The organism is Pseudahrensia aquimaris (assembly GCF_042676045.1).
Classification (GTDB): domain Bacteria; phylum Pseudomonadota; class Alphaproteobacteria; order Rhizobiales; family Rhizobiaceae; genus Pseudahrensia; species Pseudahrensia aquimaris.
Genome location: NZ_JBHTJV010000002.1, coordinates 309562 through 328410, shown reverse-complemented (window position 1 = coordinate 328410; position 18849 = coordinate 309562). Strand labels below are relative to the sequence as shown.

17 protein-coding genes are annotated in these 18849 nt (G+C 56.3%); 7 read left to right on the top strand and 10 right to left on the bottom strand.

The window, feature by feature from the left end:
• Nucleotides 1-125 precede the first annotated feature (125 nt).
• Nucleotides 126-2870 carry a preprotein translocase subunit SecA gene (gene secA / locus ACFQ14_RS01400; RefSeq protein WP_377210908.1) on the top strand — a complete coding sequence of 915 codons (2745 nt, stop codon included), beginning with the start codon at nt 126-128 and terminating at the stop codon, nt 2868-2870.
• An 11-nt stretch (nt 2871-2881) separates the two neighbouring features.
• Here secA and ACFQ14_RS01395 read toward each other — a convergent pair whose 3' ends face one another.
• Nucleotides 2882-3733: a class I SAM-dependent methyltransferase gene (locus tag ACFQ14_RS01395; protein WP_377210907.1), complete on the bottom strand. Its 852-nt coding sequence runs from the start codon at nt 3731-3733 to the stop codon at nt 2882-2884.
• A gap of 100 nt (nt 3734-3833) precedes the next feature.
• Between ACFQ14_RS01395 and ACFQ14_RS01390 the strand changes: the two genes are divergently transcribed.
• Genes ACFQ14_RS01390 through ACFQ14_RS01375 form a run of 4 tightly spaced genes read left to right on the top strand, consistent with a single transcriptional unit; the run spans nt 3834 to nt 6187 of the window.
• Nucleotides 3834-4613 carry a ComF family protein gene (locus ACFQ14_RS01390; RefSeq protein WP_377210906.1) on the top strand — a complete coding sequence of 260 codons (780 nt, stop codon included), beginning with the start codon at nt 3834-3836 and terminating at the stop codon, nt 4611-4613.
• A gap of 39 nt (nt 4614-4652) precedes the next feature.
• The gene (gene grxC, locus ACFQ14_RS01385) at nt 4653-4910 is read left to right on the top strand and encodes a glutaredoxin 3 (RefSeq protein WP_377210905.1); all 258 of its coding nucleotides are present in this window, start codon (nt 4653-4655) and stop codon (nt 4908-4910) included.
• 9 nt (nt 4911-4919) lie between these two features.
• Nucleotides 4920-5762, top strand: coding sequence for a carbon-nitrogen hydrolase family protein (locus ACFQ14_RS01380; RefSeq protein ID WP_377210904.1), 843 nt, complete (start codon nt 4920-4922; stop codon nt 5760-5762).
• Entirely contained in the window at nt 5759-6187 is a 429-nt protein-coding gene (locus tag ACFQ14_RS01375; RefSeq protein WP_377210903.1) for a DUF1178 family protein, read from the top strand. Before ACFQ14_RS01380 ends, ACFQ14_RS01375 begins: the two co-directional genes overlap by 4 nt.
• Nucleotides 6188-6196: 9 nt before the next feature.
• Here the strand turns inward: ACFQ14_RS01375 and ACFQ14_RS01370 are convergent, their stop codons facing one another.
• The 8 genes from ACFQ14_RS01370 to ACFQ14_RS01335 form a co-directional block, all read right to left on the bottom strand.
• On the bottom strand, nt 6197-6916 hold the full coding sequence (locus ACFQ14_RS01370; RefSeq protein ID WP_377210902.1) for a DUF4167 domain-containing protein: 720 nt from the start codon (nt 6914-6916) through the stop codon (nt 6197-6199).
• Between the two features lie 393 nt (nt 6917-7309).
• A complete protein-coding gene (prmC, locus tag ACFQ14_RS01365) occupies nt 7310-8170 on the bottom strand; it encodes a peptide chain release factor N(5)-glutamine methyltransferase (RefSeq protein WP_377210901.1) in 861 nt (286 codons plus the stop codon).
• A complete protein-coding gene (gene prfA / locus ACFQ14_RS01360) occupies nt 8163-9245 on the bottom strand; it encodes a peptide chain release factor 1 (protein WP_377210900.1) in 1083 nt (360 codons plus the stop codon). The genes prmC and prfA overlap by 8 nt, the downstream gene beginning before the upstream one ends.
• A gap of 18 nt (nt 9246-9263) precedes the next feature.
• Nucleotides 9264-11525, bottom strand: a complete 2262-nt coding sequence (gene ptsP, locus ACFQ14_RS01355; RefSeq protein ID WP_377210899.1) for a phosphoenolpyruvate--protein phosphotransferase — start codon at nt 11523-11525, stop codon at nt 9264-9266.
• Nucleotides 11526-11548: 23 nt separating this feature from the next.
• Nucleotides 11549-12823, bottom strand: a complete 1275-nt coding sequence (locus ACFQ14_RS01350) for an aspartate kinase (RefSeq protein WP_377210898.1) — start codon at nt 12821-12823, stop codon at nt 11549-11551.
• Between the two features lie 92 nt (nt 12824-12915).
• A complete protein-coding gene (locus tag ACFQ14_RS01345; protein WP_377210897.1) occupies nt 12916-14169 on the bottom strand; it encodes an HlyC/CorC family transporter in 1254 nt (417 codons plus the stop codon).
• An 87-nt stretch (nt 14170-14256) separates the two neighbouring features.
• The gene (gene aroB, locus ACFQ14_RS01340; RefSeq protein ID WP_377210896.1) at nt 14257-15393 is read right to left on the bottom strand and encodes a 3-dehydroquinate synthase; all 1137 of its coding nucleotides are present in this window, start codon (nt 15391-15393) and stop codon (nt 14257-14259) included.
• Nucleotides 15390-16007: a shikimate kinase gene (locus ACFQ14_RS01335; protein ID WP_377210895.1), complete on the bottom strand. Its 618-nt coding sequence runs from the start codon at nt 16005-16007 to the stop codon at nt 15390-15392. Before ACFQ14_RS01335 ends, aroB begins: the two co-directional genes overlap by 4 nt.
• Nucleotides 16008-16312: 305 nt before the next feature.
• Between ACFQ14_RS01335 and ACFQ14_RS01330 the strand changes: the two genes are divergently transcribed.
• Entirely contained in the window at nt 16313-16456 is a 144-nt protein-coding gene (locus ACFQ14_RS01330; protein ID WP_377210894.1) for a histidine kinase, read from the top strand.
• 36 nt (nt 16457-16492) lie between these two features.
• Nucleotides 16493-17413: a site-specific tyrosine recombinase XerD gene (locus ACFQ14_RS01325; protein ID WP_377210893.1), complete on the top strand. Its 921-nt coding sequence runs from the start codon at nt 16493-16495 to the stop codon at nt 17411-17413.
• 86 nt (nt 17414-17499) lie between these two features.
• On the opposite strand, the gene ACFQ14_RS01320 is transcribed toward ACFQ14_RS01325, so the two are convergent.
• Nucleotides 17500-18729: an aminopeptidase P family protein gene (locus tag ACFQ14_RS01320; protein WP_377210892.1), complete on the bottom strand. Its 1230-nt coding sequence runs from the start codon at nt 18727-18729 to the stop codon at nt 17500-17502.
• Nucleotides 18730-18849: the final 120 nt, after the last annotated feature.

Below are 18849 nucleotides of genomic sequence, written 5' to 3'. Positions count from 1 at the left end.
TTCCGCGTTAGGCGGAAATGCGCCGTTGTATCGTGAACATAATGGCATACATGGTAAGGAAAATTTTGACGGTTCGTGGACATTTGGTCCGCAGATCGGACATTTGAGAAAAACGAGAGAATTTCATGGTTAGTTTTGGCGGTATAGCGCGCAAACTCTTCGGCTCCGAAAACGAACGGCAGGTGAAGAAATACCGCCCCCGTGTGGACGAGATAAACGCGCTTGAACCAGAAATCGAAGCGCTTTCTGACGAGGCGCTGAAAGCCAAGACCGACGAGTTCCGTGCGGCGCTGGAAGCTGGCCAAACGCTGGACGATCTTTTGGTGCCTGCCTTTGCCGTGGTCCGCGAAGCCTCGCGCCGCACGCTCGGCATGCGCCCGTTTGATGTGCAGTTGATTGGCGGCATGATTTTGCACGAAGGCAAGATCGCAGAAATGCGCACCGGCGAGGGCAAAACCCTTATGTCCACGCTCGCCTGTTACCTCAACGCCCTTCCCGCCAACGGCGTGCATGTGGTGACGGTCAACGACTATCTGGCCAAGCGCGACTCCGAATGGATGGGCCAGATTTACAGCTTCCTCGGTCTCACCACCGGCGTGATTGTTCACGAGTTGGACGATGACGAACGCCAAGCCGCGTACGATTGCGATATTACCTACGCCACCAACAACGAATTGGGCTTCGACTACCTGCGCGACAACATGAAGCTCGATGTGGAACAGATGGTTCAGCGCGGCCACAATTTCGCAATTGTCGACGAAGTGGACTCAATCCTCATCGACGAAGCCCGCACGCCACTCATCATTTCTGGCCCCGTGGACGACAAGTCCGATCTCTACGTGGCAGTCGATCAGCTGATCCCGCTCATTGCGCCGGAAGACTACAAACTGGATGAAAAACAGCGCACCGTTACCTTCACCGAAGAGGGCAACGAAAAGCTGGAAACGATGTTGGAAGAAGCTGGGCTGCTCAAAGGCGGCTCGCTCTACGATGTAGAAAATGTTTCGGTCGTCCACCACATCAACAACGCGCTGAAAGCCCATAAGCTGTTTGCGCGTGATAAAGACTACATGGTCGTAAATAACGAAGTCGTCATCATCGACGAATTCACGGGCCGCGCCATGCAGGGCCGCCGCTATTCCGATGGCCAGCATCAGGCTTTGGAAGCCAAAGAAGGCGTGCAGATCCAGCCGGAGAACCAGACACTCGCCTCCATCACATTCCAGAACTACTTCCGCATGTACGACAAACTGTCGGGCATGACCGGCACAGCCATGACGGAAGCGGCGGAATTCGGCGATATTTACAAATTGGATGTCGTGGACGTTCCGACAAATAAGCCGGTTGCTCGTATCGACGAAGATGATGAGGTTTATCGCACGGTTGAAGAAAAATACCGTGCTATAATCAACCTCATTAAAGACTGCCGGGAGCGCCGCCAGCCTATTCTCGTTGGCACAACCTCAATCGAAAAGTCAGAATTCTTGGGCGAGAAACTGCGCGAGGCAGGAATCAATGACTTTCAGATCCTCAACGCCCGCTACCACGAACAGGAAGCCTATATCGTTTCGCAAGCCGGTGTGCCTGGTGCGATCACCATTGCAACCAATATGGCAGGCCGGGGCACCGACATTCAGCTCGGCGGCAACCTCGACATGCGCCTTGAGCGCGATCTTGAGGGTCTGAAAGGCAAGGCGCTGGAAAAGAAGCGCGAAGAAATCATCGCCGAACACGCCAAGATGAAAGAAGAAGCGATCGCCGCCGGCGGCCTCTATGTGTTGGCGACAGAACGCCACGAGAGCCGCCGCATCGACAACCAACTGCGCGGCCGTTCGGGCCGTCAGGGCGACCCCGGCAATTCGAAATTCTTCCTGTCCCTGCAAGATGATCTTATGCGGATTTTCGGTTCCGACCGTATGGACGGCATGTTGACGAAACTGGGCCTGAAAGAAGATGAAGCCATCGTCCACCCTTGGATCAACAAGGCGCTTGAAAAAGCCCAGAGCAAGGTGGAAGCCCGCAACTTCGACATTCGCAAGAACCTGCTGAAATACGATGATGTGATGAACGATCAGCGCAAGGTGATCTTCGAACAGCGCATCGAAATGATGCAGTCCGAGGACCTGTCATCCTATATCGACGACATGCGCAGCGAGGTTGTCCAGGGGCTTGTGGCGCAGACCATACCGGAAAAAGCCTATGCTGAGGAATGGAAGCTGGACGAGCTGAAAGCAGGGGTGGAGCAGTATCTTAATCTCGATCTTCCCGTCCACGAATGGGCACTGGAAGAAGGTATCGATGAAAACGACGTCACAGAGCGCTTGATGGAAGCGGCGGACAAAGCAGCCGTTGAGCGCCGTGAGCGCTTCGGCCCGGATGTGACATCATACGTCGAGAAGTCCATTTTGCTGCAAACGCTCGACCATCTGTGGCGTGAACACCTGGAATCACTCGATCATTTGCGTTCCGTGGTCGGTCTGCGCGGCTATGGCCAGCGCGATCCGTTGAACGAATACAAGCAGGAGAGCTTCGCCCTTTTCGAAACCATGCTCGCCAGCATGCGCCAGGCCGTTACAGCCCAAATGATGCGCGTGGAACTGGTCCAGCAGGCGGCAGATGACGACAGCTTCGGCGATCTGCCCGACATGGAAGAGATGCACTTCGATTATGACGAAGACGGCGACATGATCGAATATGAAGACGGTCAGGCAGGCGACTACGGGAGAGCGATTGTCACCCCGCAAAGAGCGCAGGCACAGGAAGAACGTGATCCGCAGAACCCTGAGACCTGGGGCAAGGTCGGCCGCAACGAGCCATGTCCATGCGATTCAGGCAAAAAATACAAACACTGCCACGGCGCTCTCGTTTAAACTCCGCCGAGCTAGAGTTTACGTTCATCGGTCTTGAGCGCGTCCGCCAGACGCGCTTTTGCCGAACCGGGCTTTAGCGGCTTTTGTTGGCTTGCGTCCGGCGCCCATCCGGACAGCGAGACAAGCTGAAACGTAGCCCGAACCCGCCCATCTGCATCGGCAAAATTCTCCGAGTAGTGCGAAATCGCCTGCGCAACGGCCTCGCGATTCAGCCCGGGGCCGCGGCCAGCCGTGGACACACCACTTGCCCCCATGCGCCGTAAATCCGCGATCAACTTCGTCATGTTATCGTAGCGCACGGTGACCGTTTCGCTGTCCAGCACAGGCAAAGCAAAGCCCGCGCGCTGCAAAAGCCCGCCCGCGTCGCGAATATCGGTAAACGCATCCACGCGCTGGGCCGCGCCACCCGTAACCGCGCTTTCCGCCTGCAAAAGGCTAGCGCGCAACTCAGCCAGCGTCTCAGGCCCCGGCAGCATGGCAAGCAACAAACCGTCAGGCCGCAGCGCACGGCGCAGTTGCACAAAGGCACCGGGCAGGTCTTCCAGAAAATGCAGCGACAATGGTGCGACAATCAGATCGAGCGATTGATCGGTCAGACCGAAATCATTCAGATCAGCCAGCGCATCAATCTCCAACCGCGTCACAGAGCCGACCCGTTCATGTGTAGCCAATTGCGAAGCCAAGTATTCTCCGCCTGCAAACAGCGCCAGCGCCTCGCCAAAATGCCGCTCAATACCAGCCAGTCTTTCCAGCATTTCATCAACCGCGAGTCGGACTAGAAAATCATCCCCCTCACGGCAAATGCGCTTCGCCCTGGCCAGCCGAGCTTTAATACGTTGTGTGGCAGTTGAGTTTTCGCTCATGGCTTATGCAAAATCGACCCTGTGACATTCCCAATGGCTTGTGCCACCGATTTCACTTGGTGGCTATCGCCTACACGAATTGTGCGGCAAACTGCCTGCCATGAACACCGCAACCGCCCTATCCAAAGCAAAGCAATCCCTGCGCCGAGCCGCTGGCCGTGTGCAGGACGTTGTGTTGCCACCGGTATGCCTGGCTTGCGAAACAGGCGTCGATGCGCGTGGAACAGTCTGTTCGCAGTGTTGGTCTGGCTTGCGCTTTATTGAACCGCCATTTTGCGCTGTGCTTGGCACGCCTTTCGCCCGCGATTTGGGCACAGGCGCAAAAAGCGCTGCCGCATTGGCTCGACCGCCGTCATTTGATCGCGCCAGAGCAACTGTTTTTTACGATGATGTCGCCCGCCAATTGGTGCAAGCACTGAAATTCTCTGATCGCACAGATCTTGCGCCGTGGATGGCGCAATGGATGGTTGAAAGCCTGCATCGAACCGGCGAGGGGCTGCTGGACGCCAATCCCATCGTCGTCCCCGTTCCGCTCCACCGTCGCCGCCTGATTTCTAGGCGCTTCAACCAATCCGCTGAACTGGCGCGAGCGTTGGCACGAGCCGCACACCTTTCTTACGCACCAGACTTTTTGCACCGCATCCGTCCCACCCGCCAGCAGGTAGGGCTGGATGCCAGCGCACGCCATTCCAACGTGCGCGGCGCGTTCCGTGTGCCCACAGAACACAAACCCCAGTTGGCCCAGAAGCGCGTGCTTTTGATCGATGACGTTCACACAACCGGCGCGACGCTGGAAGCCTGCTCAAGAGCATTGCGGCGAGCGGGAGCTGCGCAGATCGATTGCATAACCTTTGCGCGGGTTGCGCCAGACAAGGTTTGATCCCTATATCCTTGCTGAAATGTCGAACAGGGGGCCAACATGGCTGACACAACCATCTACACCCGCCAAATGTGCGGCTATTGCACAGCGGCCAAAAAACTCTTGGCCAAAAAGGGAGCAAACATCACTGAACACGATGCAACGTTCGACCCTGAACTGCGCAAGCAGATGATCTCGCGCTCAGGCGGTGCATCGACTTTCCCGCAAATCTTCATCGGTGATATCCATGTTGGTGGTTGCGACGACCTATTCGAACTCGACCGTGCGGGAAATCTGGATGCGCTGTTAAACAGTTAGGCCAAGCCCATGTCCCGCTTCACCGCAGCTGTCGTTCAAATGCGCTCCACAGCGCAACCGCACGTTAACATTGCGGCAATGGATGATTTGGTGCGCGCAGCGGCTGCCCAAGGCGCACACTATGTTCAGACGCCGGAAATGACCGGCATTGTGCAACAAAGCCGCAAAGAGTTTTTCTCTACCCTCAAAGACCAGGCTGAAGACCCGGTGGTTGCCCACGCGGCCAATCTGGCAGCAGAATTGGGCATTCATCTGCATATCGGCTCCACGCCCATAGCAGCGGGAGACGGACGCGCCGCCAATCGAGCTTTTGTTTTTGGCCCCGACGGCACACTTCTCACCCGTTACGACAAAATTCACATGTTCGACGTCGATCTCGACAACGGTGAAACATGGCGCGAATCTGCCGTATATCAACCGGGCAACGAGACATGCATCCTAGAAGCACTAGGAGCAAAGTTTGGAATCGCCATCTGTTATGACGTGCGCTTTCCCCATCTTCATGATGCCTATGCCCGCGCTGGCGTGAACGTTCTCACCGGCCCATCGTGTTTCACCCGCCAAACCGGCCAAGCTCATTGGCACGTCTTGCTGCGCTCGCGAGCCATCGAGACAGGTTCCTTCATGATAGCAGCCGCACAGGGCGGCGATCACGAAGATGGGAGGGCTACCTTCGGCCATTCAATCATAGTCGACCCGTGGGGGGTGGTGCTTGCGGAGGTCGCAGGCGAAGAACCAGGCCTTGCACTGGCTGAAATCGACACCACATTGTCGCAAACGGCACGCGCAAAAGTGCCAAACCTTTCAAACAGACGTGATTTTAACCCACCCAAGGCAAAGCAAACGACATGATCCGATTTTCGCTAGTTTGTGAAAATGAACACGACTTTGATGGATGGTTCGGCTCGTCCGAAGATTATGAAACCCAGCGCAAACGCGGGCTTGTGACCTGCCCCTCATGCAGCTCCGCCAAAGTGGAAAAGGCGCTCATGGCACCGCAAGTTTCCACCTCCCGCTCTCGCGAAACGGTGCAGATGGCAAGCCTCGCTTTAGAGCAAAAACAAGCGCTGGCCGAGTTGAAAAAGATGCGCGACGCCATCGTGAACGATTCGGAAAATGTCGGCAAAGGCTTCGCCGAAGAAGCCCGCAAAATTCACTACGGCGAGGCACCAGAACGCGGCATCATTGGTGAAGCCAACCGCGAGGAAGTCGTCGAATTGCTGGAAGAGGGCGTCGAAATCGCCCCCCTTCCCGTATTGCCGGGCGATGCTAACTGATTCTTTAAATCAGTCTTCTGCACCACCAGAAATAAACGCCGGCAATTCTGCCTTTGTCTCGGCCACCGCAGCCGGCACATCGTCTTCGGTGTTCTTGCGCGGACGTCTTGACGCGCGCTTGCGGGGGGCAGGCTTTTCATCATCAGATGAACTGTCAGTGTCCACCGCAGGCTTTTCTCGCAAAGCCACTTCAGCGGGCTCGCCCTCTATGGTCGGCTGAGGGCCGGAACCGTTGGATTTGCGCTGACGGCCCCTGCCACGGTTGTCGTCATCATCGCGATCGTCATCGTCGTCGTTGTCGCTATCGGAATCATCGGATGCTTTACGCTCGCCACGGTTCTGATCACGGTCGCGGTTTCTGTTCTTGTTACGATTGCGACCACCACCCTCGCGGTCATCATCATCGCCCTGCTCATCGTTCTGCTGAGCATTACGGGCTTCGCGCTGAGCTTCAATAGCGGCCTGCGCAGCAGCAATCAGACGGTTATAGTGTTCACAATGCTGCCAATAGCTTTCAGCCGCCACGCTGTCTCCAGCGGACTGCGCATCGCGCGCCAGTGTTTCATACTTTTCCGCAATGTGCGCCGCCGTGCCGCGAATGCGAACATCCGGCCCGTTGCTTTCCATCGAACGGTTTAGGTTATGACGGTTATTGTTGTTATTATTGCGGTTGTTATTGTTGCCGCGGCCGCGCGAACGCTGCCTGTTTTGCGGTTGTCCTTGTCTCATCAAAAACCCTTGGTCTTCTTTTGAAGAGCGGCCTTGCTCGGCCAGCCAGCGCCCTTATGCGGGCAATTTGGAGCGATACGCCCCAGTTCAATCGCGCACCATAGGTGCCTGCGATGGTCTCAATTGTGTAAACACACCCCTGATCATTGGTCCGCCACGCGGCATGAGGCACTTGCCCCGATCATGCCGATTTCCCCACCGGCACAACGCGCCGGAACGATCCGAATAATTTTCCCATCCATGTCGGTTCTACCAACGGTTAAGGACCAAATTTTTCGGAGGCGGAAAGCACTTTTGTGCTGTTCGTACCCAAGAGGTAGCGCAAAGAATGAAAATTGCAAGCTATATTTTCCTTGCTCAATGCAGGACGCCACCCATGCACAGATTTCGCATCTAAGGGCGCGTAAACACCAACGCTCTCTCTCGCTCGCCCAAATCCTGCAATGCCAAAGCGAGAGTCCAGCCATGTTCAAGCCCAAGAAGGGGCACGCTTTCGCGCTGATCGTATCCAATTTCCACTGCCAGAAATCCGCCATTATCGACAAAAGCAGCGCCATCACGCAACAATACACGATAGGCATCAAGGCCATCCTCTCCCCCATCAAGAGCCGCCCGCGGGTCGTGCGCCAGCACCTCACGATCAAGCGAATCAACCGTGCGCGAGGGAATGTAAGGCGGGTTGGAAACGAGAAAATCGAATTTGCCGCAAAGAGGCTCGAACCACGAACCATGTACGGGCTCAAAACGATCACCAAAACCACAAAGCACTGCATTGCGCTGCGCTGTTTTAAGCGCGTCCTGGGAAACATCGCTTGCCACACATGAGGCGTTTGGCAATTCGCTCAAAAGCGCCAGGGCAATGGCTCCACTACCCGTTCCAAGATCAGCAAATCGCACGGACGCAGTGCGATCCTTTATCATCGACAGCACCCCATCCACGAGTGCTTCGGTGTCGTCTCGCGGTTCCAGTGTCTCCGACGATAACTGTAAATTCAAACCATGGAACTCGCGTCCGCCAATAATGCGAAAAACAGGTTTTCCCGCTTCTCGTTGGGCAATCATCGTTTGATAAGCATCGATAACTGACGCATCGGCTATGTCAGCATCACGGACCAGCAGTCCCGCACGATCAAACCCGCTGGCATGTTGAAGCAGCAAGCGCGCCTCTGTGTTGCGTGTGCCATCGTCGCCCAGCGCCTGAACCAAACGCGATGTGGCCGCCTTGAGCAGCACACCATAGCTCAGATCACTCATCTGCCCCATCGCCCAAAGCAGCCAGCTGGCTGGCTTGATAATCGGTCATCAGCGCATCGAACAATTCATCCAACCCCTCGCCCTGAATCATACGATCAAGTTTGTAAAGCGTCAGGTTGATACGGTGGTCGCTCACGCGGCCTTGGGGGAAATTGTAAGTGCGGATGCGCTCTGAACGATCCCCGGAACCCACCTGCCCTTTGCGCGAAGCGGCCCGCTCTTGATCGGCTTTCTGCCGCTCCATGTCGTAGAGCCGCGTGCGCAGCTCTTTCATCGCATTGGCACGGTTCTGGTGCTGCGACTTCTCTGCCGACATGACCACAAGGCCCGAAGGAATGTGTGTAATGCGGACGGCAGAATCGGTCGTGTTGACGTGCTGACCACCCGCACCAGACGCCCGCATGGTATCAATACGTATGTCTTCGTTACGGATTTCGATATCCACATCTTCGGCTTCCGGCAAAACGGCCACGGTTGCCGCCGATGTATGAATACGCCCACCAGACTCCGTCTCTGGCACACGCTGCACGCGGTGAACGCCCGATTCGAATTTCAATCGTGCAAACACGCCGCGACCGTTGATTGCAGCGACGATCTCTTTATAGCCGCCCACTTCGCCCTCGCTGGCAGATAGAATTTCCACCTTCCAGCCGTGGGTCTCTGCGTGGCGCTGATACATGCGGAACAGATCACCGGCAAAAAGCGCTGCTTCAGAGCCGCCTGTGCCCGCACGCACTTCGAGAATCGCGCTTTTGTCGTCGGCTGCATCTTTTGGCAGTAGCAAAAGCTGCAATTCGCTTTCCAGCCCTTCCAGCCGCTCTTTCAAATCGGGCAACTCCGCCTCGGCTATTTCACGCATTTCGCCGTCGACTTCCTTGTCCGCCAGCAATTCTTCCAGATCGGCAATTTCCGACTGCACCGAACGCAAGTCATGAACCTTTGCAACCACGGGGCCGAGCTCGGAAAATTCCGACGCCAGTTTGACGTAAGTTTCAGGGTCAGGGTTCGCCATCATCTGTTGCTCAATGCTTGAATGGCGGTCGAGCAATTGGGTCAGCTTTTCTTGAGGCAGCATGAGGTTTCCTGAAATGGCTTAAAGAGGGATGCCGTGTTGGTCGGCATAGTCGATCAAGATTTCACGCAGGGTCAGCATAGGCTCGGTATCATCCAGCGCATCCCGCACGATTGGAGAAAGCGAACTGACATCGAGCGTGCGCAACATTTCCTTCACCGGCCCGACAGATCCCGGCGGCATGGAAAGCGCGCGATAGCCAATGGCCAGCAAGGCCATCGCGCTCAACGGCTGGCTCGACATTTCACCGCAAAGGTGAAGCGGCGTGTTGTGGCGTTGCGCGGCTTGCACTATCTGCCGCAAAACCCGCAGGAATGGGCGTGACAGGCTGCTGTAGCGGTTAGCAAGATAAGTGTTTCCGCGGTCACTGGCCGAGATGAACTGGAACAGATCATTCGTGCCGACAGATACGAAATCCGATACCCGCATCAATTCATCAAGCTGCCAAAGAAGGCTGGGCACTTCGATCATTGAGCCCATCAGAATTTCTTTAGGCATCGTGTGGCCAAAACGCTTCTGCGTGGCGATTTCACGGTTCAGCAGATGACGCACTTCGACAACTTCAGCGACGGTCGTGACCATCGGCAGTTTGATCCGTAGGGTGCGACCCGCAGCAGCGCGAAGCAACGCACGCAATTGCACGCGCAAAAGGCCGGGCCGGTCGATAGCGATGCGGATAGCCCGCCAGCCCATCGCGGGATTTTCTTCCTTTACGGTTTGCAGATACGGCAGAACCTTATCGCCACCCACGTCTAGCGTTCGGAACGTTACCGGCTTGTCGCCAACCGCCTGCATAACCTCGCGGTAAAACTGCTCCTGCTCGCCCAGCTTCGGCAGTTTGCTGGCAATCATGAATTGCAGCTCTGTGCGGAACAGGCCGATGCCGACCGCTCCACACCGCTCCAATTGCTTTAAATCGATAGCCAAGCCAGCATTGATGAGCAGATCGACAGCAACACCATCACGGCTTTCATTGGGCAATTCGCGCAATTGCTCAAACCGCGCTTCACGCTCGGCCAGCGTGCCAATACGTTCGGAATAACTTTCAGCAAGATCATCCACGGGACGAAGGTGAAGTGAGCCATCATCGCCATCAACGATAATCGCATCGCCGTTCTCAGCCCGCGCCACCGCGCCATCGCATTGAACCACTGCGATGCCAAGCGCGCGGGCGACGATGACCACATGGCTGGATGTGGTAGCCTCTTCCAGCACCAACCCAACAAGATTGTCGCTGTCATAGTCCAGCAGTTCAGCCGCTGTCATGGAGCTGGCAACAACAGCAAATTTGCCGTCAGTGATCTGATGCTCGCCGTCCGGTTTGCCCACGAGCTTGCGCATCAACCGCCGTGCAAGATCGTCAAAATCGTTCAGCCGCTCGCGGATATACGCATTGGGCGAGCGTTGCATACGCGCACGGTTTTCCTGAGCGACTTTTTCCGTAGCCGCTTCCGCTGTCAGCCCATCAGAAATCGCAGCCTCAATACGCCGCACCCAGCCTCGGTCATGGGCAAACATCCGCAGCGTTTCCAGCACATCCACATGGTCGCCGTCGCCCGCCATCTCGCCCCGGTCAACCATCTGGTCAAACGATTCGCGCAAACTTTGAATGGCACTTGCCAGTCTGCGCAACTCGTCCTGCGCATCATCGTTGAACAGCCGCGTTACCAACACACGCGGCTCGTGAAGTACGACGCTCCCGATGCCAATACCACGTGAGAGACCGGTGCCGTGCAGGCTGATCGGGCGGGTCAGATCCAAACCTTTGCCCGATTGTGTCAGGCCAATCAGATCGCCAGACGCCACCAGATCGGACAAAACCATCGCCGCCGTTTCCAGCGCTTCGACTTCCTCGATAGGATACTTCGCGGTCGCCTTGCGTTGCACCACCAACACGCCCATAGGCCGCCCGGCACGCTTCATCGGCACGCCGAGGAAAGCGTGGAATTCGTCCTCGCCCACTTCCGGCAGATAGGTGAAAGCTGGATGTTTGAAGGCATCCTCGACGTTCAAAGGCCGCCCGATGCGGGCGATCTTGCCCACGAGGCCTTGGCCTACCTTCAATTGTGATTGGTGCACCGCATCGGCATTGAGGCCATGGGTGGCGAACAGTTCCAACACGTCATCATCGCGCAGCACGTAGACCGAACACACCTCTGCCGACATCGCGCTAGCAATTTGCTGCACAATACGATCGAGCCGCTCTTGGGGCCCGATGGGTTCCGCCATCGCTTCACGTAGATGTTTTAGCAGAACCCGCGGGCCGGTGGTCACACCTGGCATCGGGTTGTCCTTCTTCAGGTCCGCTAATCTTTATCCAGCCCATAGACCGAATGCAAAGTGCGAACGGCCAGCTCGATATAATCTTCATCGATCAAAATGGAGATTTTGATCTCCGAAGTTGTGATCGCTCGAATGTTGATGCCCTTGGAGGCCAGCGCATTGAACGCCGAAGCCGCAACACCCGCATGGCTGCGCATGCCGATGCCGACGACAGAAACCTTCACCAAACCACCGTCGCTTTGGATGACCTCGTAACCGATCTGTTCCTTCGCGCCTTCCAGCACCTTGGTCGCTTTGTCCAAATCGCTCTGCGGCACGGTGAAGGTCATGTCAGTAACAGAACCGTCTTCAGAAATGTTCTGGACGATCATATCGACGTTCACATGCGCCTCTGCGAGCGGCCCGAACACGGCAGCCGCGACCCCGGGCTTGTCTGCCACACGGCGCAGCGAAATCTGGGCTTCGTCTTTGGCATAGGCGATGCCAGTTACAACCTGCTGTTCCAAAATCTCTTCCTCGTCACAAATCAACGTTCCGACCGGGCTTGCGCCTTCGCTGGAATCGATGGAATCGGGGTCATCAAACGATGACCGCACAAAGGTCGGCACGCCGTGCACCATAGCAAGCTCAACCGACCGCACCTGTAAGACTTTCGCCCCAAGAGACGCCATTTCCAGCATTTCTTCAAAAGCAATTTTGTTCAAACGCCGCGCCGCCGGTGCCATTCGCGGGTCTGTTGTGTAAACGCCATCCACATCGGTATAGATATCGCACCGATCCGCCTTCACCGCCGCCGCCAACGCCACAGCACTGGTATCAGACCCACCACGGCCCAGCGTAGCGACGCGGTTATCAGGGCCAATGCCCTGAAAGCCGGCCACAACGGCGACCTGCCCACGCTCCATGCGCGATATAATGTCAGAGCCGTCCACATCCGCAATCCGCGCTGCGCCGTGGGCACCATCGGTTTTCAGCGGAATCTGCCAACCCTGCCAGGAACGCGCCTCAACGCCCATGCTTTGGAGCGCAATCGCCAGCAGCCCCGCAGTCACCTGTTCACCGGAAGCAACGACAGCGTCGTATTCGCGTGCATCGTAGATTGGCGCATTGGAACCACTAACCTTTGGCATTTCCTGCACCCAACCAACCAATTCGTTTGTGCGCCCTGCCATAGCGGATACGACCACCGCAACCTGATGCCCCGCTGCCGCTTCACGTTTGACGTGACGCGCAACGTTGAAGATGCGGTCAAGATCGGCAACGGAAGTGCCGCCGAATTTCATCACCAATCGGGACATGGATCATAGGGTTCCAGGCAGGCTGCCCAAATGGGCAAAGAGATTGCGCGCCTTTTATGCCAAGCCGCGAAGGGGGGCAAGGTGGTGGTGGCTCATGATCGAATGCGCAGCCGCGTGATGCGGTTGCGATCCCGCGCCAACACGACAAAACGCTTGCCGTGGAAGGTGAAGGTTTGTTTCTCTTCAGGGATCATTTGCGACTCATGAATGACAAGACCCGCAATTGTTGTCGCTTCTTCGTCGGGCAAATCCCAATCCAGCGCACGATTCAAATCGCGTATCGGCAGCGACCCATCCACGATAACGGAACCATCAACCTGCTGTTCCAGCCCCGACAATTCCTCGTCATGTTCATCGGCAATATCACCGACGATTTCTTCCAGAATGTCTTCCAGCGTCACCAGTCCCTGCACTTCGCCATATTCATCCACCGGCAGCGCGATATGCGCTTGACGGCGCAGAAACGCGTTGAGCTGGTCCCGCAGCGACGTCGTTTCCGGGACAAACCAAGGTTCGCTCATCGTCTCGCGAATATCGAACCGTGAAACATCGTAATCAAAGGCAGCCAGCGTTCGCAGCATGTCTTTAGAATGGATAACGCCGATAATATTATCCGTATCCTCTGACCAGACTGGCAGCCGTGTATATGGGCTTGCCAGAATCTCCGCCACGATGGTTTTCGGGTCGTTGTCAGCATTGACCGATACCATCGAAGTTCTGTGTATCATGATGTCGGATATCTCCAACTCGTGAAGGTCCAAGACGCCACCAACACGGTCTCGGTCATGCTTCTCCACCACGCCTTCGCGGTGGAGCACATCGACGGTGCCGCGCAATTCATCATGTGCGCCCAGAGCCGAAACATTGTCGTCCAGATCAACCCCGATGCGGCGCAATAAGAAGCGCACGATGTGGCTAACTGTAGCCGTGATAGGCCCGAACACGATGACAATGATGTTGACTACAGGTGCAACAAAGAGCGCGAATTTATCTGGATTGGAAATCGCCCAGCTTTTTGGAAGCACTTCCGCAAAAATCACAACCAGCACCGTCATTACGATGGTGGCATAGACGACGCCAACTTCCCCGAACGCATTTAAAAACAAGCTGGTGGCCAGAGCAGATGCGAGAATGTTCACAAGATTGTTCGACAGCAGCAGCGCGCCTATCAGCCGTTCCCGAATATCGATGAGATGGGAGACCAGCTTTGCCCGCTTGTTTCCGCTCATTTCCATCGAGTGGATACGCGCTTTCGATACCGCAGTCAGCGCAGTCTCAGAACCTGAGAAAAAACCCGAAAGCATGATGAGAAAGATAATGGCAAGAAGCAAAAGCCAGAGAGACATGGGAAGTTTCCGGTCGGTAATTGAGCAGATTGTTGAGGGTATGCGGGACCTATATAGGGCAGCGCAGACGCAACGACCACCTCATCGCTATCGCGCGGCCAGCTTGTCGCGCAAAAAGGCGGCCACAGCATCGCGAGGCACATCTTTAGAGACAAAAGACTGGCCAATTCCCCGGGTCAAAATGAACGTCAAAGCCCCGCGCTGCACCTTTTTGTCCTGCGCAATTGCGTTCATCAACGTATCGGGATCAAAGTCCGCGCCTGCCACATCCTGCATGCGTGTTGGCAAGCCAACATCCTTCAAATGCGCCACCACACGCTCCGCCGCTTCCGGCCCGCAATGGTTCATCCGGTGCGAAAACTCATGCGCCAGCACCATGCCGATTGCCACGCCTTCACCATGCACCAAACGCGTCGCGTCATAACCGACCGACGCCTCCAGCGCGTGACCGAATGTGTGGCCCAGATTGAGCAAAGCACGAGCGCCGTTTTCGCGTTCATCGGCTTTCACCACATCAGCCTTGGCCCGGCATGAAGTCGCCACCGCATAACGGCGGGCAGCACCACCTGCAAAAACAGCAGCGTGGTTTTTCTCAAGCCAAGAAAAAAACTCGGGCTGATCAATCAATCCATACTTGGCAACTTCAGCATAGCCCGCCCGCATCTCACGCTCGCTCAGCGTATCCAGCAAAGCCGTATCGGCCAGAACCAGGGCCGGTTGGTTGAATAAACCGACAAGATTTTTGCCCTTGGGCGAATTGATGCCTGTCTTGCCGCCAACGGAAGAGTCCACCTGAGCCAACAGACTGGTTGGAATCTGCACGAAGGGCATGCCACGCCGCACGACACCGGCAGCAAAGCCTGCCAGATCACCTACGACGCCACCGCCAAATGCGATCAGAACATCGCCACGCTCCATGCCAGCTTCTAGCACGGCCTCGCAGACCGATTGTAACGTGTCATAGCTTTTGGATTTCTCGCCCGCAGGCACAGCGAATGTGCTTTGAGCAATTCCCGCACTGTCGAGACTGACCCGCAGGGCGTCGCCATGATGGCTGTTTACCGTCTCATCCGTGATGATGATTGCGCGACTGCTCGGCAGCAATTCAGCGATGCGCGTTCCAGCTTGCGCCAACACGCCAGCACCTATCACTATGTCATAGGATCGTTCATCCAAATCAACACGGATGGTCTCAAAGTCATCCGCGCCGTCAGTCGCACTCACTTCCAGCCCCGTGCCTCGGCAATATCTGGCAGCGCTTCAGCCAGTAGATCGACAACTTCCGAAGCGATCACATCACGGCTCACCGTGCGGCTTTCAATTTCTAGGTCAGCCAATGCATAAACCGGATTGCGCTCGTCCAGCAGCGCTTTCATCGTCGCTTCCGGATCTTCGGTTTTCAGCAGCGGACGGTCCGAACGGCGTTGAACGCGCTTCATCAACACGTCGAGATCGGCTTTGAGCCAAATTGAAACACCGCGCTCCTGAATTTCATCGCGCGTTTCTTCGTTCATGAACGCACCACCACCGGTCGCCAGAATTTTCTGCCCTTCATCCAGCAAGCGCCGAATAACCTTTTTCTCGCCAGTGCGAAAAGCTTCCTCGCCAAACTGATCAAAAATATCGGTCACAGACATGCCAGCTGCTTTCTCGATTTCCTTGTCAGCATCGACAAAAGGAATATCAAGATATTGTGAAAGCCGCTTGCCGATTGTGGACTTACCAACGCCCATAATGCCCACCAGAACGATAGAGCGATTGTTGAGCGAGCGGCGGATTGTGCTCGCGCGGTCAGCGATGACGGCGCGGTTCAGTTCCTGAGAGGATGCAATATTCACGAGCTTTGTTTTTTCTGTTTCTTGTTTTGGATCGAATGAATGTCAGTTGCCAGTGCAGCCCCAAACACCGCAAATCGACGCAAACGTCAAGGTTTTGCATGCGCAGTGCGCAACTTTGCGCTCAAACGTCACTGTTGCGCGTTTGCACAAGCGGCAATCCGTCTTCTCTCATCGCCGCTTTCTCTTGCCAATAGATGACAGGTTAGACATAAAAGTTGAGCGCGTGCGGTGGCGCAGGAAAGACTATCAGTTGCGGGGCTGCCCTTTCCAACCATCTATAAAACGCGACGTTCGAGGAGAGTTTTGTGCCAAGTCTTATCCGGTTCCTAGTTTTGTGCGGCGTTCTGGCCGGGCTGGTTTATGGTGGCATGTTCGCACTCGCCACAATGGTAAAGCCCGAAGAGCGCGAAATCACAGTGCGCTTGCCATCAAAAATTCTCGACAAATAACGGTTCCTTCATGGGAGCGCGTCTATTGTGTTGCCCATGCGCGACGATCTTCTCATCGATTCATGGTTGGAAATGCTGAGTGCCGAACGCGGCGCTTCGCAAAACACGCTCGCGGGCTACAGCCGCGATCTGATGACATTCTCAGACCATTGCCGCGCCAACGGCGACCGCCTGCTTGACGCCAGCACCGAGCGTGTTCGCGCTTTCATCATGAGTCTAAGCGTGGCTGGCCTTGCCCCTGCTTCGCAGGCGCGAAAGCTCTCGGCTATTCGACAATTTTATCGCTTCCTCTTCAACGACGGGTTGCGCACTGACGATCCGACCGGCCCCATCGATTCTCCCCGCACCTCTCGCCCCTTGCCAAAAGTCATCAGCGAAGCGGATGTCGACACCCTTCTGCTGCGGGCCGAAGAAGAGGCGACCAACACCAAAGCAAGCAATGCCAAACAACTCAGCGCTGCCCGCACTCATGCCCTGCTGGAGCTACTCTACGCATCCGGTTTGCGCGTATCAGAGCTAGTTTCCCTGCCGACGAACATCACCCACAACGATGAACGATTTTTGATGATTCGGGGCAAAGGTAATAAAGAACGTCTGGTTCCGATCAGCCGAAAGGCGCGGGAGGCGCTGCACCACTACCGCGCCAAGCTAGGCGAGACGGCCTCGCCCTTCCTGTTTCCATCGCGTGGAGACAGCGGCCACATCACGCGCCAACATTTTTCCCGCGACCTTAAGGCGCTTGCCGCCCGCGCTGGCCTGCAAGCCTCGAAACTATCGCCCCACGTGCTGCGCCACGCCTTTGCCAGCCATCTGCTGCAAAACGGGGCAGACCTTCGCGCCGTGCAGCAACTGCTCGGCCATGCCGATATTGCAACGACGCAAATATACACCCATGTGCTGGAAGAGCGCCTGCGCGAACTGGTGGAAACCGCCCACCCGCTCGCGCAAGCATCTTGATACGCGCACAAAGGCGGCGTAGAGCCGCCCGACACCAATGTGTCGCCCCAGCGGAGCGAAGGCAGTAAAACTGCCGACAGCGTGAGCTATAAAGTGTTGTGCTGCGGCCCACAGGGAAAATGCGTGATGTTCTCCGCATCCTTCTCGCCAACCACCAGAATATCATGCTCACGATAACCGCCAGCGCCCGCCATGCCTTCGGGGATGAGCAGCATCGGCTCCATTGAAACCACCATTCCCGCTTCCAGCACCGTGTCCACATCCTCGCGCAGTTCCAGCGCTGCTTCGCGGCCATAATAGTGCGACAGCACACCGAACGAATGGCCATAGCCAAAGGAACGGTATTGCAGAAGGTCGCGCTCGGCGAACATGTCGTTCAACTCGGCCACAATCTCACGGCACACCGCGCCGGGTTTGATGAGTTCAATGCCGCGCTCATGGACAGCTACATTGGCCTCCCAGATTTCCAGCGACCGCGCATCCGGCTCGCCGAGAAACAGCGTGCGCTCCAGCGCCGTGTAGTAGGCGGAAATCATTGGAAACGTGTTGAGCGAGAGAATATCGCCCGTTTCCAGTTGGCGCGTGGTGACGGGATTGTGTGCGCCATCTGTGTTCAAGCCGGACTGAAACCAAACCCATGTGTCGCGGATCTCGCTATCAGGAAAAACGCGGGCGATTTCCAACTCCATTGCATTGCGCCCGGCCATGGCAACATCAACCTCGCGGGCACCGACAGAAATCGCATCGCGGATCGCTTCGCCGCCAAGATCAGCAATCCGAGCGCCTTCTTTGATGAGCGCAATTTCAGCGGCTGACTTGATCATCCGCTGGCGCATGGAAGCGGCGGAACAATCGGTTAGTTCAGCATCCAACGCGTCGCGCATTTTGGCGAACATTTCCATCGACAAATGGTCAAACTCAACGCCCACGCGCCCGCCGGTTCCGATCAGCGAGACGATGGCGCGCAGATAATTGTCGCGCTTCCAATCGGTATAGATGAGGTTATCGCCATAGCAGCGCCGCCAGGGCTGCCCGGCATCAATATTGGCCGAGACAGTCGTGCAGGAATCTTGCGTGACGACGCAGGCATAGGGCCGTCCAAAACTGCAAAACAGAAAGCCGGAATAATAAGCAATCGTCTGCATGGAGGTGAGGACGACAGCACGTTGACCCGCCTGTTCCATAGAGCGGCGCAGGCCGGTAAGACGCGCCTCGTATTCGCTTTCAGAAAACGGCAGCACAGCCTTTTCGCCGTTATGCAGCACGAAATGGTCGACACGGGTGCCGGTGAAGATATTGGGAGTTTGGATGTTCATTTTGCGATCTCCGCTTCCGTCCGGGATCGCAACACGCTTGCCCGGACATCAAAAGAAATCCGGGCGTTCAGGACAAAGCCGGAGAGGATCCGGGCACGACAGGAGTGTCAAACCTCCCCA